General features: G+C 40.4%; 14 protein-coding genes. All 14 read left to right on the top strand.

All coding sequences use genetic code 11. The features are described from left to right. The first annotated feature begins 11 nt into the window (after positions 1 to 11). The 14 genes from G4Z05_RS00815 to G4Z05_RS00750 all read left to right on the top strand — a co-directional run bounded on the left by G4Z05_RS00815 (position 12) and on the right by G4Z05_RS00750 (position 17,039). Complete coding sequence (locus G4Z05_RS00815; RefSeq protein ID WP_163250003.1) at positions 12 to 1,265, top strand: exo-beta-N-acetylmuramidase NamZ family protein; 1,254 nt, start codon at positions 12 to 14, stop codon at positions 1,263 to 1,265. 233 nt (positions 1,266 to 1,498) lie between these two features. Then, entirely contained in the window at positions 1,499 to 2,974 is a 1,476-nt protein-coding gene (locus G4Z05_RS00810; protein WP_163250001.1) for an alanine/glycine:cation symporter family protein, read from the top strand. A 69-nt stretch (positions 2,975 to 3,043) separates the two neighbouring features. Beyond that, positions 3,044 to 3,292 carry a CsbA family protein gene (locus tag G4Z05_RS00805; RefSeq protein ID WP_163249999.1) on the top strand — a complete coding sequence of 83 codons (249 nt, stop codon included), beginning with the start codon at positions 3,044 to 3,046 and terminating at the stop codon, positions 3,290 to 3,292. Positions 3,293 to 3,453: 161 nt separating this feature from the next. Continuing rightward, positions 3,454 to 5,436 (top strand): excinuclease ABC subunit UvrB, encoded by a 1,983-nt coding sequence (gene uvrB / locus G4Z05_RS00800; RefSeq protein ID WP_327989803.1) that lies wholly within the window; start codon positions 3,454 to 3,456, stop codon positions 5,434 to 5,436. A 56-nt stretch (positions 5,437 to 5,492) separates the two neighbouring features. Next, positions 5,493 to 8,366, top strand: coding sequence for an excinuclease ABC subunit UvrA (gene uvrA, locus G4Z05_RS00795; RefSeq protein ID WP_163249997.1), 2,874 nt, complete (start codon positions 5,493 to 5,495; stop codon positions 8,364 to 8,366). Between the two features lie 316 nt (positions 8,367 to 8,682). Further along, positions 8,683 to 9,033, top strand: a complete 351-nt coding sequence (locus tag G4Z05_RS00790; RefSeq protein WP_163249996.1) for a hypothetical protein — start codon at positions 8,683 to 8,685, stop codon at positions 9,031 to 9,033. Between the two features lie 523 nt (positions 9,034 to 9,556). After that, complete coding sequence (locus G4Z05_RS00785) at positions 9,557 to 10,663, top strand: DUF4097 family beta strand repeat-containing protein (protein ID WP_163249995.1); 1,107 nt, start codon at positions 9,557 to 9,559, stop codon at positions 10,661 to 10,663. A gap of 80 nt (positions 10,664 to 10,743) precedes the next feature. Further along, positions 10,744 to 11,106, top strand: a complete 363-nt coding sequence (locus G4Z05_RS00780) for a phage holin family protein (RefSeq protein ID WP_163249994.1) — start codon at positions 10,744 to 10,746, stop codon at positions 11,104 to 11,106. A 140-nt stretch (positions 11,107 to 11,246) separates the two neighbouring features. Beyond that, positions 11,247 to 12,191, top strand: coding sequence for an HPr(Ser) kinase/phosphatase (hprK, locus tag G4Z05_RS00775; RefSeq protein ID WP_163249993.1), 945 nt, complete (start codon positions 11,247 to 11,249; stop codon positions 12,189 to 12,191). Between the two features lie 60 nt (positions 12,192 to 12,251). Beyond that, positions 12,252 to 13,067 (top strand): prolipoprotein diacylglyceryl transferase, encoded by an 816-nt coding sequence (gene lgt / locus G4Z05_RS00770; RefSeq protein ID WP_163249992.1) that lies wholly within the window; start codon positions 12,252 to 12,254, stop codon positions 13,065 to 13,067. Between the two features lie 76 nt (positions 13,068 to 13,143). Then, the gene (locus tag G4Z05_RS00765) at positions 13,144 to 14,082 is read left to right on the top strand and encodes a nucleoside recognition domain-containing protein (RefSeq protein ID WP_163249990.1); all 939 of its coding nucleotides are present in this window, start codon (positions 13,144 to 13,146) and stop codon (positions 14,080 to 14,082) included. Further along, positions 14,082 to 14,759, top strand: a complete 678-nt coding sequence (ppaX, locus tag G4Z05_RS00760) for a pyrophosphatase PpaX (protein WP_163249988.1) — start codon at positions 14,082 to 14,084, stop codon at positions 14,757 to 14,759. The genes G4Z05_RS00765 and ppaX overlap by 1 nt, the downstream gene beginning before the upstream one ends. Then, positions 14,731 to 15,276: an acyltransferase gene (locus G4Z05_RS00755; protein ID WP_163249986.1), complete on the top strand. Its 546-nt coding sequence runs from the start codon at positions 14,731 to 14,733 to the stop codon at positions 15,274 to 15,276. Before ppaX ends, G4Z05_RS00755 begins: the two co-directional genes overlap by 29 nt. A gap of 590 nt (positions 15,277 to 15,866) precedes the next feature. Beyond that, on the top strand, positions 15,867 to 17,039 hold the full coding sequence (locus G4Z05_RS00750; protein ID WP_163249984.1) for an ATP phosphoribosyltransferase regulatory subunit: 1,173 nt from the start codon (positions 15,867 to 15,869) through the stop codon (positions 17,037 to 17,039). The last annotated feature ends 25 nt before the right edge of the window (positions 17,040 to 17,064 follow it).

Genomic DNA, 17,064 nt, shown 5'->3' with positions numbered 1-17,064 from the left:
GAGGGGTTTGGATGAAGAAATGGTTAATGGCAATGATCACTCTTCTGTTAGTACTATCAACAGTAACGGCAGCCATTGCGAAAAATGAAAAAGAGAAAAATAATAAAAAGTTCCGCTTAGGTGTAGAAGTGTTATTACGTGACCGGATTGACTTAATCAAAGGGAAACGCGTAGGCTTGATTACGAATCCAACTGGTGTTGACCAGGAACTAAATAGTATCGTGGATTTGTTTTATCAACATAAGGAATTTGAACTTACAGCATTGTATGGTCCGGAGCATGGTGTCCGAGGGAGCGCGCCTGCCGGTGAGTATGTGGAATCCTATATAGATGAAAAAACAGGTCTCCCTGTATACAGTCTTTACGGGAATACGCGAAAACCTACACCGGAAATGCTCAGCAATATTGATGTATTGGTATTTGATATTCAGGATGTTGGCGCCCGTTTTTACACTTACATTTATACAATGGCTTTAGCGATGGAGGCTGCAAAAGAGAACAATATTCCTTTCATCGTGCTTGACCGCCCAAATCCAATTAGTGGTACTAAAGTAGAAGGGCCAATATTAGAGGAAAAATATGCTTCCTTTGTCGGTCAGTATGCCATCCCCGTTCGCCATGGTATGACAGTAGGAGAGTTGGCTCAGTTATTTAATAAGGAATTTGGTATTGGCGCTGATTTAACGGTAGTCAAAATGGAAGGTTGGAAGCGGAATATGTATTATGATGAAACACCATTGCATTTTGTGATGCCGTCACCAAACATGCCTACTTTGGACACAGCTCTTGTTTATACGGGTGCTGCTTTAATTGAAGGGGCTGCCAATGTTTCAGAAGGTAGGGGAACAACTAGACCTTTCGAACTTATCGGGGCGCCTTTCATTAATGGAGATGAATTAGCTACAAGGTTAAATTCCTATCATCTACCAGGTGTGAAATTCCGTTCTGCTTCATTCATACCAACAACCTCCAAGAATGTAAATCAGTTAAACCATGGAATTCAAATTCATGTAACGAACAGAAATGCCTTTAAGCCATTTGAAACAGGATTGTATATTGTCAAGACCATTCATGACATGTATCCGAACGATTTCCAATTCCGGGCCCGTGATAGTAAAGGGATATCACACTTTGACTTGCTCGTAGGGAATGGTTCCATCCGCGATGGGATCGAAGCAGGCAAATCTATTGAACAAATGAAAAAAGAATGGGAGCCAGCATTAAAAAAATTTATGGATGTTCGTGAGAAATATTTACTCTATTAAATAATTGAACAGTGCCTGATATCATTATGAAGAGGAGAAAAGCACTAGACATAGGGCTTTTCTCCTCTTTTTTTGGAGCCTTATAATTAAAACTGGATATATCAGTAAAATCTAAATATACTAAATATTTTGTTGAAATATGACGCTGTATTATTTTATAATTTGATTATCTCCTTGTTATACAACAAAGGGGGATAATTATAATAATTGTATAATACAAAAGGGGGAAATTTATGTTCGAGCAGCTTGTGACAAGCATTAATGGCGTGTTATGGAGTGCACCATTGGTTATCTTCATTGTGGCAGTCGGCGTATATTTTAGTATACGCACTAGATTTCTACAAATTCGTCATATAAAAGAAATGGTTCGCTTAGTATTTTCGGGTAAAAGTTCCAATGAAGGGGTTTCTTCGTTTCAAGCATTGGCTATGTCTTTGTCCGGTCGAATTGGAGTCGGGAATATTGCTGGAACAGCAACTGGTATTGCATTCGGAGGACCGGGATCTGTATTTTGGATGTGGGTAATCACCTTTATCGGTTCGTCCGCCGCTTTTGTCGAATCGACTCTAGCGCAAATCTATAAAGAAAAACAAGATGGAGAGTATCGAGGTGGCCCGGCGTTCTATATTGAGAAGGGGCTTGGTTGGAAATGGTTTGGTGTAATCTTTGCCATTGCGACTCTCCTTGCGATGGCTGTATTAATGCCAGGTATTCAGGCAAATTCTATTGCCGAAGGTATGAAAAATGCGTTTGGTATTAACAATAGCATCACTGGTTTAGTTGTCATCTTACTAATGGGTCTTATTATTTTTGGTGGGGTAAAACGGATTGCTAGAGTAGCAGAATTGGTCGTCCCTTTTATGGCTCTCGGCTATTTACTTCTTGCTTTGACAATTATTGCGATAAATTTTGAAAGAATACCGGAAGTATTTGGTCTTATTTTTAAAAGCGCATTTGGTGCGGAAGAAATGTTTGGCGGAATCCTAGGTTCCACGATTATGTGGGGCGTAAAACGTGGTTTATATGCCAATGAAGCTGGACAAGGTACCGGTGCTCACCCTGCTGCAGCTGCAGAAGTATCCCATCCAGCGAAACAAGGGCTCGTTCAATCATTTTCCATTTACCTTGATGTGTTCTTAGTCGTTACATCCACTGCCTTAATGATTTTATTTACTAATTCTTACAATACCGTAAATGAAAAAACAGGGGAATTCTTAGTGGAGAATCTTAAAGGAGTGGAAAGTGGTCCAGCGTATACACAAGCAGCGGTTGACACGATTATTCCTGGATTTGGATCAGCATTTGTTGCGATTGCCTTATTCTTCTTTGCCTTCACGACTATTTTTGCTTATTACTATATCGCAGAAACGAATCTTGCTTACTTAGTAAAGGGCAAAAACAGAAAGCCAGCTATGTTTTTATTAAAACTCATCCTTTTAGGCTCTGTTTTCTATGGAGCGGTAAAAACAGCAGAGCTCGCTTGGGCAATGGGGGATATTGGACTAGGAATCATGGTATGGCTGAACTTAATTGCTATCGTTCTCCTATTTAAACCAGCCAATATTGCCTTAAAAGATTACGAAGAGCAATTGAAGAAAGGATTAGATCCTGAATTTAATTCTACTAAGTTAGGCATTAAGAATGCTGATTTCTGGGCTAATGGTTATCAAAAATCAGAAAAAGAAGAAAACAAACGTGTGGCCAATTAATCTTTTATTTGCATTTTCGTCCATGAATTTCTAGAATATAGGAACAGAATGGATTGGATGAGGTGGAAAATGATTGAGGTCATACGATATATGTCAGCGTTTTTTATACCGGGACTTCTTGTATTACTTTTTACTCGTGTTACTTATAATCGAGTAATCGGTCTTGTCTTAACGGTTTCCTTAATTGCAGCTTCTGTTTATAAAGGTTATACCGATACATTTTCTCTCATTGTTATAGATGCATTTTCGCTGACTGCCGGCTTTTGGCTTGCTGCCAAAATGAAGCTGCCGAACAATCATGCCAAGGTTAAGGAATAAAGTCTGCCAGAATAAGGCAGGCTTTTTTTGTATAAATAAATCGAATGTGAGTTCGCATTTTATTGGTTTGTTTTTGGTGTATTGTGGTAAAATGTATAGTATGAAATTAAAAACTGATGAAAATCATAGACACGGATTTTTTTAAAACGGGAGGAACGACCGTGAAGAAGGACCAATTTGAATTAGTATCCAAATACTCACCACAGGGAGACCAGCCGGAAGCCATAAGGAAACTGGTCGAAGGCATTAAAAATAATAAAAAACATCAAACCCTGCTTGGCGCAACTGGTACAGGAAAAACGTTTACGATTTCCAATGTAATAAAAGAGGTAAACAAACCGACCTTGGTGATCGCCCACAATAAAACCTTGGCCGGTCAGCTTTACAGTGAGTTCAAGGAATTTTTCCCGAACAATGCTGTTGAATATTTTGTCAGTTATTACGATTACTATCAGCCGGAGGCCTATGTGCCTCAGACTGATACATTTATTGAAAAGGACGCCAGTATCAATGATGAAATTGACAAACTGCGCCATTCAGCGACTTCAGCGTTATTTGAACGCAAGGATGTTATCATCATTGCCAGCGTCTCCTGTATATATGGTCTCGGATCACCAGAGGAATACCGGGAGATGGTTGTTTCGCTCCGTACTGGAATGGAGATAGAACGCAATCAACTACTTCACCGCCTTGTAGATATCCAATATGAAAGAAATGACATCGATTTTAAACGCGGAACATTCCGAGTCCGTGGAGATGTCGTTGAAATTTTCCCAGCTTCCCGTGATGAACACTGTATTCGTGTTGAATTTTTCGGAGATGAAATTGACCGGATTCGTGAGGTCGATGCCTTAACAGGGGAGATTATCGGTGAACGAGACCATGTGGCCATTTTCCCGGCTTCCCACTTCGTTACTCGTGAAGAAAAGATGCGTAAAGCTATTGAAAATATTGAAAAGGAACTAGAAGAACGGCTTACTGTCCTCCGTGAACAAAATAAATTGCTCGAGGCTCAACGTCTTGAACAGAGAACTCGATACGATATTGAAATGATGCGGGAAATGGGCTTCTGTTCTGGAATTGAAAACTATTCGCGCCATCTGACTTTAAGGCCAGCGGGCTCGACACCCTATACATTGCTTGATTACTTTCCTGATGATTTCTTAATGATCATTGATGAGTCGCACGTAACACTACCGCAGATTAGAGGTATGTATAATGGGGACAAGGCCCGGAAGGAAATACTCGTTGAACACGGCTTTCGCCTCCCATCAGCCTTAGATAATCGTCCGCTTAAGTTCGAAGAGTTTGAAAAGCATATTCATAATATCATTTATGTTTCGGCTACACCTGGCCCATATGAACTCGAACATACTCCTGAAATGGTTGAACAAATTATTCGTCCGACTGGGCTACTTGATCCAACCATTGATGTTCGGCCGATTCAAGGACAAATTGATGACTTAATCGGTGAAATACAAGATAGAATAAAACGGAATGAACGAGTCCTTGTTACCACTTTAACGAAAAAAATGGCTGAGGATTTAACCGATTATTTGAAGGAAATTGGGATTAAGGTGCAGTACCTGCATTCTGAGGTCAAAACACTCGAGCGGATTGAAATTATCCGCGAGCTTCGTCTTGGAAAATATGACGTATTGGTTGGGATTAACCTCTTAAGGGAAGGTCTTGATATTCCTGAAGTATCACTGGTGGCCATTCTTGATGCTGATAAAGAAGGCTTCCTCCGTTCGGAACGCTCGTTAATCCAGACTATCGGCCGAGCCGCTAGAAACGCCAATGGTCATGTCATCATGTATGCGGATAAGATTACACATTCCATGGAAGTCGCAATAAATGAGACGAAGCGACGTCGTTCCATCCAGGAGGAATACAATAAAAAGCATGGTATCACACCAAAAACCATTCAAAAGGATATTCGCGATGTGATTCGTGCGACACATGTGGCCGAGGAACAGAAAGAGTACAAACCGGCTGCTTCTTTTGGCAAGATGAACAAGAAGGAACGGGACAAATTGATCGCCAACATGGAAAAAGAAATGAAGGCTGCCGCCAAGGCACTCGATTTCGAGCGAGCTGCGGAGCTTCGAGATTTAATTTTGGAATTAAAAGCGGAAGGATAATGGCTAGCTCATTGGCCGAACCTCCCGCTTTAATAAACGGAAGGATGTCGTAAATAATGGCTATGGAAAAATTGATTGTGAAAGGCGCCAGAGCCCACAATTTAAAAAATATTGATGTCACCATTCCGAGAGATAAGCTTGTTGTATTGACGGGACTTTCCGGATCAGGGAAGTCCTCGCTCGCGTTTGATACGATTTATGCGGAAGGTCAGCGCCGCTATGTGGAATCACTTTCGGCTTACGCTCGGCAGTTTCTCGGACAAATGGATAAGCCGGAAGTAGATGCGATTGAAGGCTTGTCACCTGCCATTTCAATTGACCAAAAAACAACCAGCCGTAACCCTCGTTCCACTGTTGGAACGGTGACAGAAATCTATGACTATTTAAGATTGCTTTTTGCAAGAATTGGACATCCGACTTGTCCGATTCACAATATTGAAATTTCCTCACAAACCATTGAGCAAATGGTGGACCGTCTTCTTGAATATCCAGAACGGACCAAAATGCAAATTCTTGCTCCAGTGGTATCAGGCCGTAAAGGGCAGCATGTCAAAATTTTGGAAGACATAAAAAAACAAGGGTTTGTTCGCGTTCGGGTTGATGGTGAAATGCTTGATCTTGGTGAAGAGATTGAGCTCGATAAAAATAAAAAACACTCCATTGAAGTCGTTGTGGACCGAATCGTCATCAAAGAGGGCATTGCCTCACGTGTGGCTGATTCATTAGAAACGGCTTTAGGCCTTGGTGAAGGAAAGGTTATTGTCGATGTCATCGGTGAGGAAGAATTAATGTTCAGTGAAAATCATGCTTGCCCTCAATGCGGATTTTCAATCGGAGAGCTGGAACCAAGGATGTTCTCATTCAACAGCCCGTTTGGTGCCTGTCCGGATTGTGATGGTCTCGGTTCCAAGCTAGAAGTGGATGTAGATCTCGTTATTCCTAATAAAGAATTAACTTTAAGACAACATGCGATAGCCCCATGGGAGCCGACAAGCTCACAATATTATCCGCAATTATTGGAAGCTGTCTGCAACCATTACGGAATCGATATGGATATTCCGGTGAAAGACATTCCGGAAAATCTTTTAGATAAAATATTATATGGTTCCGGTTCAGAGAAGATTTATTTCCGCTACGAGAACGATATGGGGCAAATTCGTGAAGGTTATGTCGAATTTGAAGGTGTCATCCGTAATGTAGAGCGTCGTTATAAAGAGACAAGCTCTGATTATATACGTGAGCAAATGGAAAAATATATGGCCGATCAAGCTTGTCCTACATGCAAAGGATTTCGATTAAAAAAAGAAAGCTTGGCAGTTCTTATTAACGGCCATCATATTGCTCAAGTCACTAACTTTTCCATTGAAGAAGCATTAGACTTTTTCTCTAATCTTCAGCTTTCTGAAAAAGAAGAAAAAATTGCTAAACTCATATTACGTGAAATTAAAGAACGTCTTGGCTTTTTAGTCAATGTCGGTTTAGATTATTTAAATTTAAGCAGAACGGCTGGAACCCTTTCAGGCGGTGAGGCTCAGCGAATTCGCTTGGCCACACAAATTGGTTCCCGGTTAACAGGTGTACTCTATATTTTGGATGAACCGTCCATTGGGCTTCATCAAAGGGATAATGATCGCTTAATTAGTACTTTACAGAGCATGCGGGACATTGGAAACACACTCATTGTCGTGGAGCATGATGAGGATACGATGCTAGCAGCCGATTATTTGATAGATATCGGTCCGGGTGCCGGTGTTCATGGAGGTCAGGTCGTTTCTGCTGGAACACCGGAAGAGGTTATGGCTGATCCTAACTCGCTAACCGGTCAGTACTTGTCAGGAAAGAAATTTATCCCACTCCCATTAGAGCGCCGCAAGTCAGATGGTCGTTATATTGAAATAAAAGGTGCGGCAGAAAATAACTTGAAAAATGTGAATGTGAAGATTCCTTTAGGTATGTTTATTGCAGTGACAGGGGTTTCGGGCTCCGGAAAAAGTACGCTCGTGAATGAAATCCTTCACAAATCACTTGCCCAAAAACTCAATAATGCCAAAACAAAGCCTGGTCAGCATAAGATGATCAAAGGGATAGAGTATTTGGATAAGGTGATTGATATCGACCAGTCTCCAATTGGACGGACACCGCGTTCCAATCCGGCCACATATACAGGTGTGTTTGATGACATTCGCGACGTCTTTGCGGCTACAAACGAAGCGAAAGTACGAGGCTATAAGAAGGGACGTTTTAGTTTTAATGTAAAAGGCGGCCGCTGTGAAGCATGCCGTGGTGACGGGATTATTAAAATTGAAATGCACTTCTTGCCAGATGTTTATGTTCCTTGTGAAGTGTGTCATGGTAAACGCTATAACCGTGAGACATTGGAAGTGAAATATAAAGGAAAGAATATTTCTGAGGTTCTCGATATGACGGTTGAAGATGCTCTAACATTTTTCGAGAACATTCCAAAAATCAGTCGTAAGCTGCAGACGATTTATGACGTCGGTCTTGGGTATATTAAACTTGGTCAGCCGGCGACAACGCTGTCAGGAGGAGAAGCCCAGCGTGTCAAACTTGCTTCCGAATTGCACCGCCGTTCGACCGGTCGAACCTTCTATATTTTAGATGAGCCAACAACTGGACTTCATGTCGATGACATCTCACGCCTGCTTGTTGTCTTACAGCGTCTAGTTGAAAATGGTGACACTGTTTTAGTAATCGAGCACAACCTAGATGTCATCAAAGCGGCTGATTACCTGATTGACCTCGGTCCGGAAGGAGGCGACAAAGGAGGTACGATCGTAGCAACCGGTACCCCAGAAAAGGTCGCTGAAGTTCCGGAATCTTATACAGGTAAATACTTAAAGCCTATTCTTGAACGTGATCGCTTGCGTATGAAACAGCAAGTAGAAGACAAAAGCACCATTAAAGCGTAAGAATAGGTGGAAGAGCTGTAACTTCAAAAATGAAGGGTTACAGCTCTTTTTTATCTATCTCCATTTTGAGAATGGTCTAGCGCAAGTGCTTTTACTCCATCCACATTAAATTACCTTTCGTTTCAACGAGCTTCATTGGTTCATGCCCAAAACGGTAATCCATCAAAACTTTGTCATATGCTTTCGTATGTTCACTTAAAAGTGTTTATCCATGGTGAAAACTTGTTGAAACAATCGTTTGTATCGAAAAATAATCATATTTATTAAGAACACCTTGGTATAATTAAATGGTATAAATGGAAAAAGGTGGTTTGATATGAATTATTTCATTCGTTTTGTTTTGGCCATTCTACTAACTTCTTTATCTTATTTTTTAGGTAGTCATTTAATGAATCATGCACTCTCTCTTTTCCAAGCTTTCATCATTGGGATATCTGTTGTATCCCTCGGTTCGATTACTGAAGCAATCGGAGCACCTATTTGGTTAATAGTAGCTCTCCCATTTCCGATTGGAATGACGTTATTATACCTCTTCTTAGATCAACCTTTTTTAACTTGGTTGTTTACGTATTTAATAATTTTAGGTTTGTATTGTATTATTCATATGATCATGAGTTACTTTTTCAAATTTCACTCACTCATTCCGGCATGGAAATTATCAAAATAATGAACCGAGAATCCAAAAAATTCTCGGTTTTTATCCCATTTACCTTCTATATATTTACATCGTTCAAGTTACTTAGCACTCTTTGCATTGACGATCATCCATTCAACCATCACAAAGTTAAGGACGATACCAACCTAAATATTTACATTCAATACTTGCATCATCATCCTCTCTCTTCCTCAAAGTAAAGAAAAGCCATTGAAAAAGTGTATGACCGTTTTTTTTTACTAATTGAATAAAACTTTTACACCAACTTTATATATAGACTTACGTAAGCAGTGTTTCCTTCGTTTTGAAGGAATCTTAAGCTGAGCAGAATCAGACCATTTTTCTTGTCCCCGTCGGTACGAATTGGTTTAAAGATGAAACTTTAAAGATATCCTATCGTAAGTAAAAGATAAGAGGTGGTGACAACCTACTCTAAATAATTCGTTCATATTGGGCATGGGATTGATGGCGTAAAGAGATTATTTCATGAATAGGATTTATGGAAGAAACAAATAAAAAGTTTGAGGGTGAAAAAATGAAAGAGGAACGGAAACGTATTTTGAAAATGGTGGAAGAGGGAAAACTGACGGTTAATGAGGCGTTAACTTTACTGGAAGAGTTGGATAAAGCACAGAAAACAATGGATCAAAAGCAGGAGCAAATTATAAATGACCTTTCTCATACGGTTCATTTTGAAGAAGCGAAGAAGGAAGATCCAGTTTTTACGAAATATCAATCAACAAAAGAAAAAATTTTTGAATTTGTGGACTCAGCCATAAAAAAGGTAAAGGAAATGGATTTAGATTTGAATTTTGGTCAGTCGGTTGAGATTTCCCATATTTTTCACCATGGAAATGCCACCATGAAGGAAGTGGAAATCGATCTGGCAAATGGATCGGTCAATATTGTTGCTTGGGACCAAACGGATGTTCGAGCCGAATGCCAGGCAAAGGTGTATCGTGTGGATCATCAAGAACAAGCTAGGCAACATTTTTTAAGGGATATGATCTTCTCGCTTGAGGGGCAAAAACTGCGCTTAATGTCCCAGCAAAAATCGATGAAGGTAGATACGGTCCTTTATGTCCCTAAAGCACAATATGAGAAAATGCGCGTTCGGGTTTTTAATGGATCGGTGTCCGGAGAAAATCTACAAGTGAATGATCTTTTCATTAAGACGGCCAATGGTAAAATCAATCTAGATCAAATGAACGGTTTAAAAGCAGAAGTAGAAACGGCGAACGGAAAAATTTATGTCGCAAATAGTCATATTGGTGAGGTAATGGCAGAGACTATAAATGGTGCCATCACGCTAGATGGAGATTTTCAAAAAGCGGAGGCCATCACCTTCCATGGACAAATTTCCTTACATTTAAGTGGGAATCGCTGCGAATGGATTCACGCTAAAACCTTCACCGCCCCGATTGAATTATCGATCCCGGAAGGAACATCGGTAAGCGGGGAGCTAAAAACGAATCTGGGCGGATTTCATCTTGATTTCGCAGACATTCAGGTATTGGAGGAAAAAAGTGAAAAGCTTCAAAAGTCACTTCGCTTCCATTCTACCAACCAACTTGATAAAATATTAAAGATCTATGCGGATTCAAAATCAGGTTCTATTACATTGAAAAAAGCAATAAGATAGAATAGGTCTGGACAGGAATTTTCCGAATAGGAAAAGACCGGGATTCGCTGGTTGAATATTATGATGTAGGAGTTTTGGTCATGAGATGGATAATTGGATGTTTAATAAACGCAGTTTTGTTTATGGCATTTGCAGGATATTTTCGTGAAAGCTTTTATTTGACAGGATTTTGGGCTGCCTTGCAAGCAAGTATTCTCTTATCCATCTTGAATATATTGGTTAGACCTATTTTGATTTTGTTTACACTACCGGTAACGGTTTTAACAATGGGACTCTTTTTGTTTGTTATTAATGCCATTACTTTAGAGCTGACTGATTATTTAATGGGGGAGTCATTTGAAATATCAGGATTTGGAATGGCGCTCTTTTTCTCGGTTCTAATGGCTCTTGTCAATCTTTTTATTCAAAAAGTAATAATGGATTCAAGAAATTCGAAAAAGTAATTTTAAGGTGTGTGTCTACTTTCTAGGCATGCACCTTTTATTTTTTAAAAGGCTAAAGTATGGTAATCATTAAAAAAATGTTAAAATAAATGGTAATTGATTTTTATTAATGTTTACAGGAACTAAAGGAGGAAGCTTCCTTGGTAAAAGTACGAACAAAGGATATTGTGGAAAAATTTCAGCTTGAATTAATATGTGGTGAAGAGGGAATTAACCGTCCCATTACGATGAGCGATATTTCCCGGCCGGGAATCGAATTGGCCGGTTTCTTTGAATTTTATCCTGCAGAAAGAATTCAGCTGTTAGGAATGACGGAGCTTACGTTTTTTCAGCAACTCTCTGACAGTGAGAAAGAGACTAGGATGGAAAAATTATGTACCGATATTACTCCGGCCATCATTATTACAAGAGGCTTGGAAGTTCCGAAAGAATTAATTGAAGCTGCCGAGCGCGAATCGGTACCAGTGTTGAGAACAACACTGAAAACAACCCGTTTTGCAAGCCGTTTGACAAACTTTTTGGAAAGTAAGCTTGCTCCGACAACCGCCGTTCATGGTGTATTAGTTGATGTTTACGGGATTGGCGTGTTAATTACTGGTAAAAGTGGAGTCGGAAAAAGTGAAACGGCGTTGGAATTGGTGAAGCGTGGACATAGACTTGTGGCAGACGACTGTGTGGAAATTCGCCAAGAAGATCAAGATACATTGGTAGGCACATCTCCGGATCTCATTGAACATTTGTTGGAAATTCGCGGCCTTGGAATTATTAATGTCATGACTCTTTTCGGAGCAGGGGCGGTTAGAAGCAATAAAAGAATTACCCTTGTTATCAATTTGGAAACATGGGATCCGAAAAAACAATATGATCGCCTTGGATTAGATGAAGAAAAGATGAAAATCATTGATACAGAGATTACAAAGCTTACGGTGCCAGTACGTCCTGGACGGAACCTTGCTGTTATCATTGAAGTGGCGGCCATGAACTACCGTTTAAAAAGAATGGGCGTCAACGCAGCTCAACAATTTACCGAACGTCTCGCAGATGTCATTGAAGATGGCGATCATGAACACGATGAGTTGTTCTAATAAGAAGTTCACTGCTCATCTTTATGAGGATATAGAAAATAGAAAGAAAGAGGGGATAGAATGAACGAACCTATTCAGCCACTGGATCCGATTGCCTTTTCACTTGGGCCGATTCAGGTTCATTGGTATGGAATTATCATAGGTGTTGGTTTGGCGCTGGCCATGTACATAGCTATGAAGGAAGGCAATCGCCGCGGGTTGCCGAAGGATACCTTTGCTGATTTATTACTGTGGGCGATTCCGATCGCCATTATTTCAGCACGGATTTATTATGTGATTTTTGAATGGGATTATTATAAAAATAATTTAACAGCGATTCCGCAAATTTGGAATGGCGGGATCGCCATTCATGGTGCACTTATTGGTTCCGTGCTGACGGCTTATGTTTTTTCTAAAAAGCGGGGAATATCTTTTTGGAAACTGGCCGACATTGCCGCCCCAAGTATTATCCTAGGGCAGGCTATTGGTCGTTGGGGAAACTTTATGAATCAGGAAGCCCATGGTGGCGAGGTTACCCGGGAGTTTCTTGAGAATTTGTATTTACCAGATTTTATCATTAACCAAATGTATATTAATGGTTCATATTATCACCCAACCTTTCTCTACGAATCGATTTGGGATTTGGCCGGGTTTATTTTCTTACTATTACTACGCCGCGCGAATTTACGTCGTGGTGAGATGTTTTTAACGTATGTCATTTGGTATTCGGTAGGCCGATATTTTATTGAAGGAATGCGTACAGACAGTCTCATGTTGGGAGAGTTGAGAATGGCTCAAATGATCTCGATTGTTTTAATTGTCGGGTCAATCGCCCTTCTCCTTTATCGCCGCATGAAGCAGCTGTCTGATTTGAGATATTTAGACTCGGAAAATTAGTTTTTTCAACCGACTATACATCGTTTGATTTAGATAGAAAAACAGCGATGTTTTATCATAAGGGGGAGTGTTGGAAGTGCTGTTAGACTCAGCAAAAAAAGGTCTGCAAGTTGGCTTAAAGACAACATGGACATTGGGGAAAATCATTTTTCCGGTCACTCTCATTGTGTCGGTGCTTCAATACACACCCATATTGCCATGGGCAATTAAAATGATTACACCACTGATGAAGCTGATCGGCCTATCAGGAGATGCGGCCATTCCACTTGTGTTAGGAAATTTTTTAAATCTGTATGCTGCCATTGGAGCCATCTTAACCCTTGATCTATCAGTAAAAGAAGTATTTATTCTAGCAGTCATGCTCTCGTTTTCACACAATCTATTGATTGAGTCTGGTGTAGCCGTAAAAGTGGGCGTCAAGCTTTGGGTGATCTTGACGACTAGACTCGGGTTAGCATTTGTATCGGCTGTCATGATTCATTTGGTTTGGCAAGGTGGGGAAGAGCCGGCCAAATATGGTTTGATCCAAGCAAAGAGCGAACCTGCGACGGACTTGGTGGCCATTCTTTTGGAATCCATTGAAAAAGCAGGCCTTGGAATTCTGCAGCTTGCAATGATTGTTATTCCGCTTATGTTGGTCATACAAATACTAAAAGATTTACAATGGCTAAAAAATTTTTCTAGAACGATGGCTCCTGTCACAAGATCCCTTGGCATGGAAGAGAACACCTCAACCACTATGGCGGCCGGGCTGTTGTTTGGCCTTGCCTATGGTGCAGGTGTGATGATTCAAGCCGTCGAAGAGGACGGAGTTAGTCAGAAAGACGTCACGCTGGCATTTATTTTTCTAGTTGCTTGTCATGCCGTCATTGAAGATACGCTCATCTTTGTTCCACTTGGCATCCCGGTCTGGCCATTGTTCCTCATTCGTTTGGGGGTAGCCATTTTACTAACATTAATTGTCGGTGCGATTTGGAAGCGGTCCGGCCTGTTAAGAAGAAAGGAAGCGACCTAATGAGTAAGAAAATAAATACACTATTATTTGACTTAGATGGAACGTTAATTGATACCAATGATTTAATTATTACTTCCTATTTGCATACTCTTGAACAATATTATCCTGGTAAATATAAACGAGAAGATGTCCTGCCTTTTATGGGGCCGACTCTTCATGAAGCGTTTAGCAGTATTGATCCGGATCGGGCAGAGGAAATGATTCAAGTATATCGAACGTTTAATATTGCGAATCACGATGCGCTCGTAAAGGAATTCCCAGGGGTTCTGGAGACCATTCAAACATTAAAGGACAAAGGCTATAAGCTGGCTGTCGTCACAACCAAGAAGTATGATGTAGCGTTGATGGGGCTGCGACTAACCGGGCTTGAACCATATTTTGACGTCGTCATTGGGTTTGATCATGTCAAGAAAGTAAAGCCGGATCCGGAACCTATTTTTCTGGCTCTGGAGAAGTTGAATTCTAAGCCGGAAGAGGCCATGATGGTGGGAGATAATTTTCATGATATTCTCGGAGGGAAAAATGCTGGTGTGAAGACGGCCGGTGTGGCCTGGTCTATTAAAGGAAGAGAATATATTGAAACTTATCAACCAGATTACATCCTAGAGCAAATGCCAGATTTATTAAAGATCCTCGAGGGGGAAGCCAATGAGGAAAACGACACGCTACCGCGTTAAAGGAGCTAATTCCCTGTGGCAACTTTACTCAACGGTCTCGTTTTGGAAAGTTGTGAAAAATTTCATTGTTATACAATTGGGTCGCTATACCCCTTTTTTGAGTGTGAAAAATTGGCTGTACCGTACGTTTCTTGGGATGAAAATTGGAGATAAGACAGCTTTCGCTCTCATGGTGATGCCTGACCTCATGTTTCCGGAAAAAATTACAGTTGGCCACAACACGGTTATTGGTTTTAATACAACCATTCTGACTCATGAATATTTAATCAAAGAATATCGCCTCGGGGATGTGGTGATTGGCAATGAAGTGATGATCGGAGCCAATTCAACGATCATGCCAGGCGTCACAATCGGCGACGGGGCCATTGTCTCAGCGGGAACCTATGTCCATAAGGATGTCCCTGCCGGCGCCTTTGTCGGCGGTAACCCGATGCAGATTATTTATACAAAAGAACAGTTGGCTGAGCGCTGGGCCAATGATCCTATTTACGGTAAACAGAATAACTTGTCTAAGTAGCCTGGTTTATACGACCGGGCTTTTTTATATAAATGATTAGTCCATTTACTTTCCCTACCTCGAAGTAACTTACATCGTTTATTTAAAAAAATAGTTTCAGACTTCCCTTGTGTGTCCTTTCAAAGCTAATCCTTCATTTTTGAAACACCCAAAAGCAGCGAAGATTTTATTAACCTCCTCCTAAGATTGTATATAAATCGGATCCATATCAAATAGCAACATGACTTTAACAGAGTCTAAAAGATAAAAATGTATCCTTCGACTAAAGGCGAGCCACCTTTATTTTTTCACCCTCAACATCTCCTATGAAGTACTACGCCAATGACCAGAATTCCTTTGCTTTCCTGAAATTGTCCATTATTGTGTGGGATAAAAGTAGCGGAAAGAAGAACAAAATCGAAAAATATTTTCATCATTTAAAAAACTTTCTGTGGATTCTATTGACAACTATTAAAAGGGGTAATATTATTCTTACAATTTATAATCTTTTTTCATTGACGAAATCTACCATAAGCGTTAAACTACTAATTATTAACTTTAATTCTCTAATAATTTAGCAAACTAAAGTGTTTTGAAAAGGAATGAGCTGAATGAGCCGTTTATTTATGTTTGAAAAACCATTAGGGATGCGGGATACACTGCCTGAGCTCTATGAAAAAAAGGATCGTGTTCGTTCCAACATAGCCGAAACCATGAAGCTTTGGGGATATCAATTTATTGAAACCCCAGCTCTTGAATACTTTGAAACCGTCGGGGAAGCGTCTGCGATTGATGATGCCCAACTCTTTAAATTGCTGGATAAAGAGGGACATACTCTTGTTCTACGGCCAGAAATGACGACACCGATTGCTCGTGTAGCTGCTTCCAAATTATTAAAGGAGGACATACCAATCCGATTAGCCTATTCTGCCAATGTGTTTCGGGCCCAGGAGCGAGAGGGAGGCCGACCAGCGGAATTTGAGCAAATAGGTGTGGAGTATATAAACGACTCAACTATTTCTTGCGATGGGGAAGTTATTGCTTTACTCATTTCCTCTTTGAAAAAAGCGGGACTAGACGAATTTCAAGTTTCCGTCGGTCATGTCGGTTTTGCCCAAGAACTGTTTATGCAAATACTCGGGACAAATGGCCGGACCACTACACTAAGGAAATTTTTATATGAAAAAAATTATGTCGGTTATCGTGAAAGTGTCCAGTCGTTCGATCTTTCCATGATTGATAAACAAAGGCTACTCAAGCTGTTGCAGTTAAGAGGTGGAGAAGAGGTTTTAAGTAAAGCACTTAGCATTATCGAAAATGACAAAGGGAAGCAGGCAATTCTTGAACTGCAAGAGCTTTGGCGAGTAATCAAGGATTATGGTTTTGAAGAGTATGTGAAGTTTGATCTTTCCATCGTCAGTCACATGAGCTATTATACCGGGATTTTGTTTGAAGTATATGCGGGTAATGTTGGCTTTCCGATTGGGAATGGAGGTCGGTATAGTTTAATAGAAAAGTTTGGGAAAAAAGCAACAGCGACCGGTTTTGCCCTCCGGCTTGATCGATTGTTAGAGGCGCTTGGAGGAAAAACACTCGAAAATGAGATGCATTGCATTTTTTTCAGCCAAGAACGGAGAAAGGAAGCCTTTGGGCTTGCCCAGCAGTTTCACTCTGAAGGGAAAAAGGTTGTCCTACAAGATATTACTGGAGTGAAAGACTTGGATAAATTCACAAAAAAATTTGCAGGGACGACCTTTTTAATTGGAGGTCGTGATAGTGAATAACAGTGCACGGAATAGACGGAATTTT

The organism is Neobacillus thermocopriae, from assembly GCF_010975035.1.
Lineage (GTDB): Bacteria > Bacillota > Bacilli > Bacillales > Cytobacillaceae > Neobacillus > Neobacillus thermocopriae.
Note: the sequence above shows the minus strand (reverse complement) of the source record. Positions and strands in the feature narration are given on the sequence as shown.

Bases quoted from the DNA above. Each gene is read 5' to 3' on its own strand.
- G4Z05_RS00815 (WP_163250003.1), top strand. From the start codon at position 12: ATGAAGAAATGGTTAATGGCAATGATCACTCTTCTGTTAGTACTATCA.
- G4Z05_RS00810 (WP_163250001.1), top strand. From the start codon at position 1,499: ATGTTCGAGCAGCTTGTGACAAGCATTAATGGCGTGTTATGGAGTGCA.
- G4Z05_RS00805 (WP_163249999.1), top strand. From the start codon at position 3,044: ATGATTGAGGTCATACGATATATGTCAGCGTTTTTTATACCGGGACTT.
- uvrA (WP_163249997.1), top strand. From the start codon at position 5,493: ATGGCTATGGAAAAATTGATTGTGAAAGGCGCCAGAGCCCACAATTTA.
- G4Z05_RS00790 (WP_163249996.1), top strand. From the start codon at position 8,683: ATGAATTATTTCATTCGTTTTGTTTTGGCCATTCTACTAACTTCTTTA.
- G4Z05_RS00785 (WP_163249995.1), top strand. From the start codon at position 9,557: ATGAAAGAGGAACGGAAACGTATTTTGAAAATGGTGGAAGAGGGAAAA.
- G4Z05_RS00780 (WP_163249994.1), top strand. From the start codon at position 10,744: ATGAGATGGATAATTGGATGTTTAATAAACGCAGTTTTGTTTATGGCA.
- lgt (WP_163249992.1), top strand. From the start codon at position 12,252: ATGAACGAACCTATTCAGCCACTGGATCCGATTGCCTTTTCACTTGGG.
- ppaX (WP_163249988.1), top strand. From the start codon at position 14,082: ATGAGTAAGAAAATAAATACACTATTATTTGACTTAGATGGAACGTTA.
- G4Z05_RS00755 (WP_163249986.1), top strand. From the start codon at position 14,731: ATGAGGAAAACGACACGCTACCGCGTTAAAGGAGCTAATTCCCTGTGG.
- G4Z05_RS00750 (WP_163249984.1), top strand. From the start codon at position 15,867: ATGAGCCGTTTATTTATGTTTGAAAAACCATTAGGGATGCGGGATACA.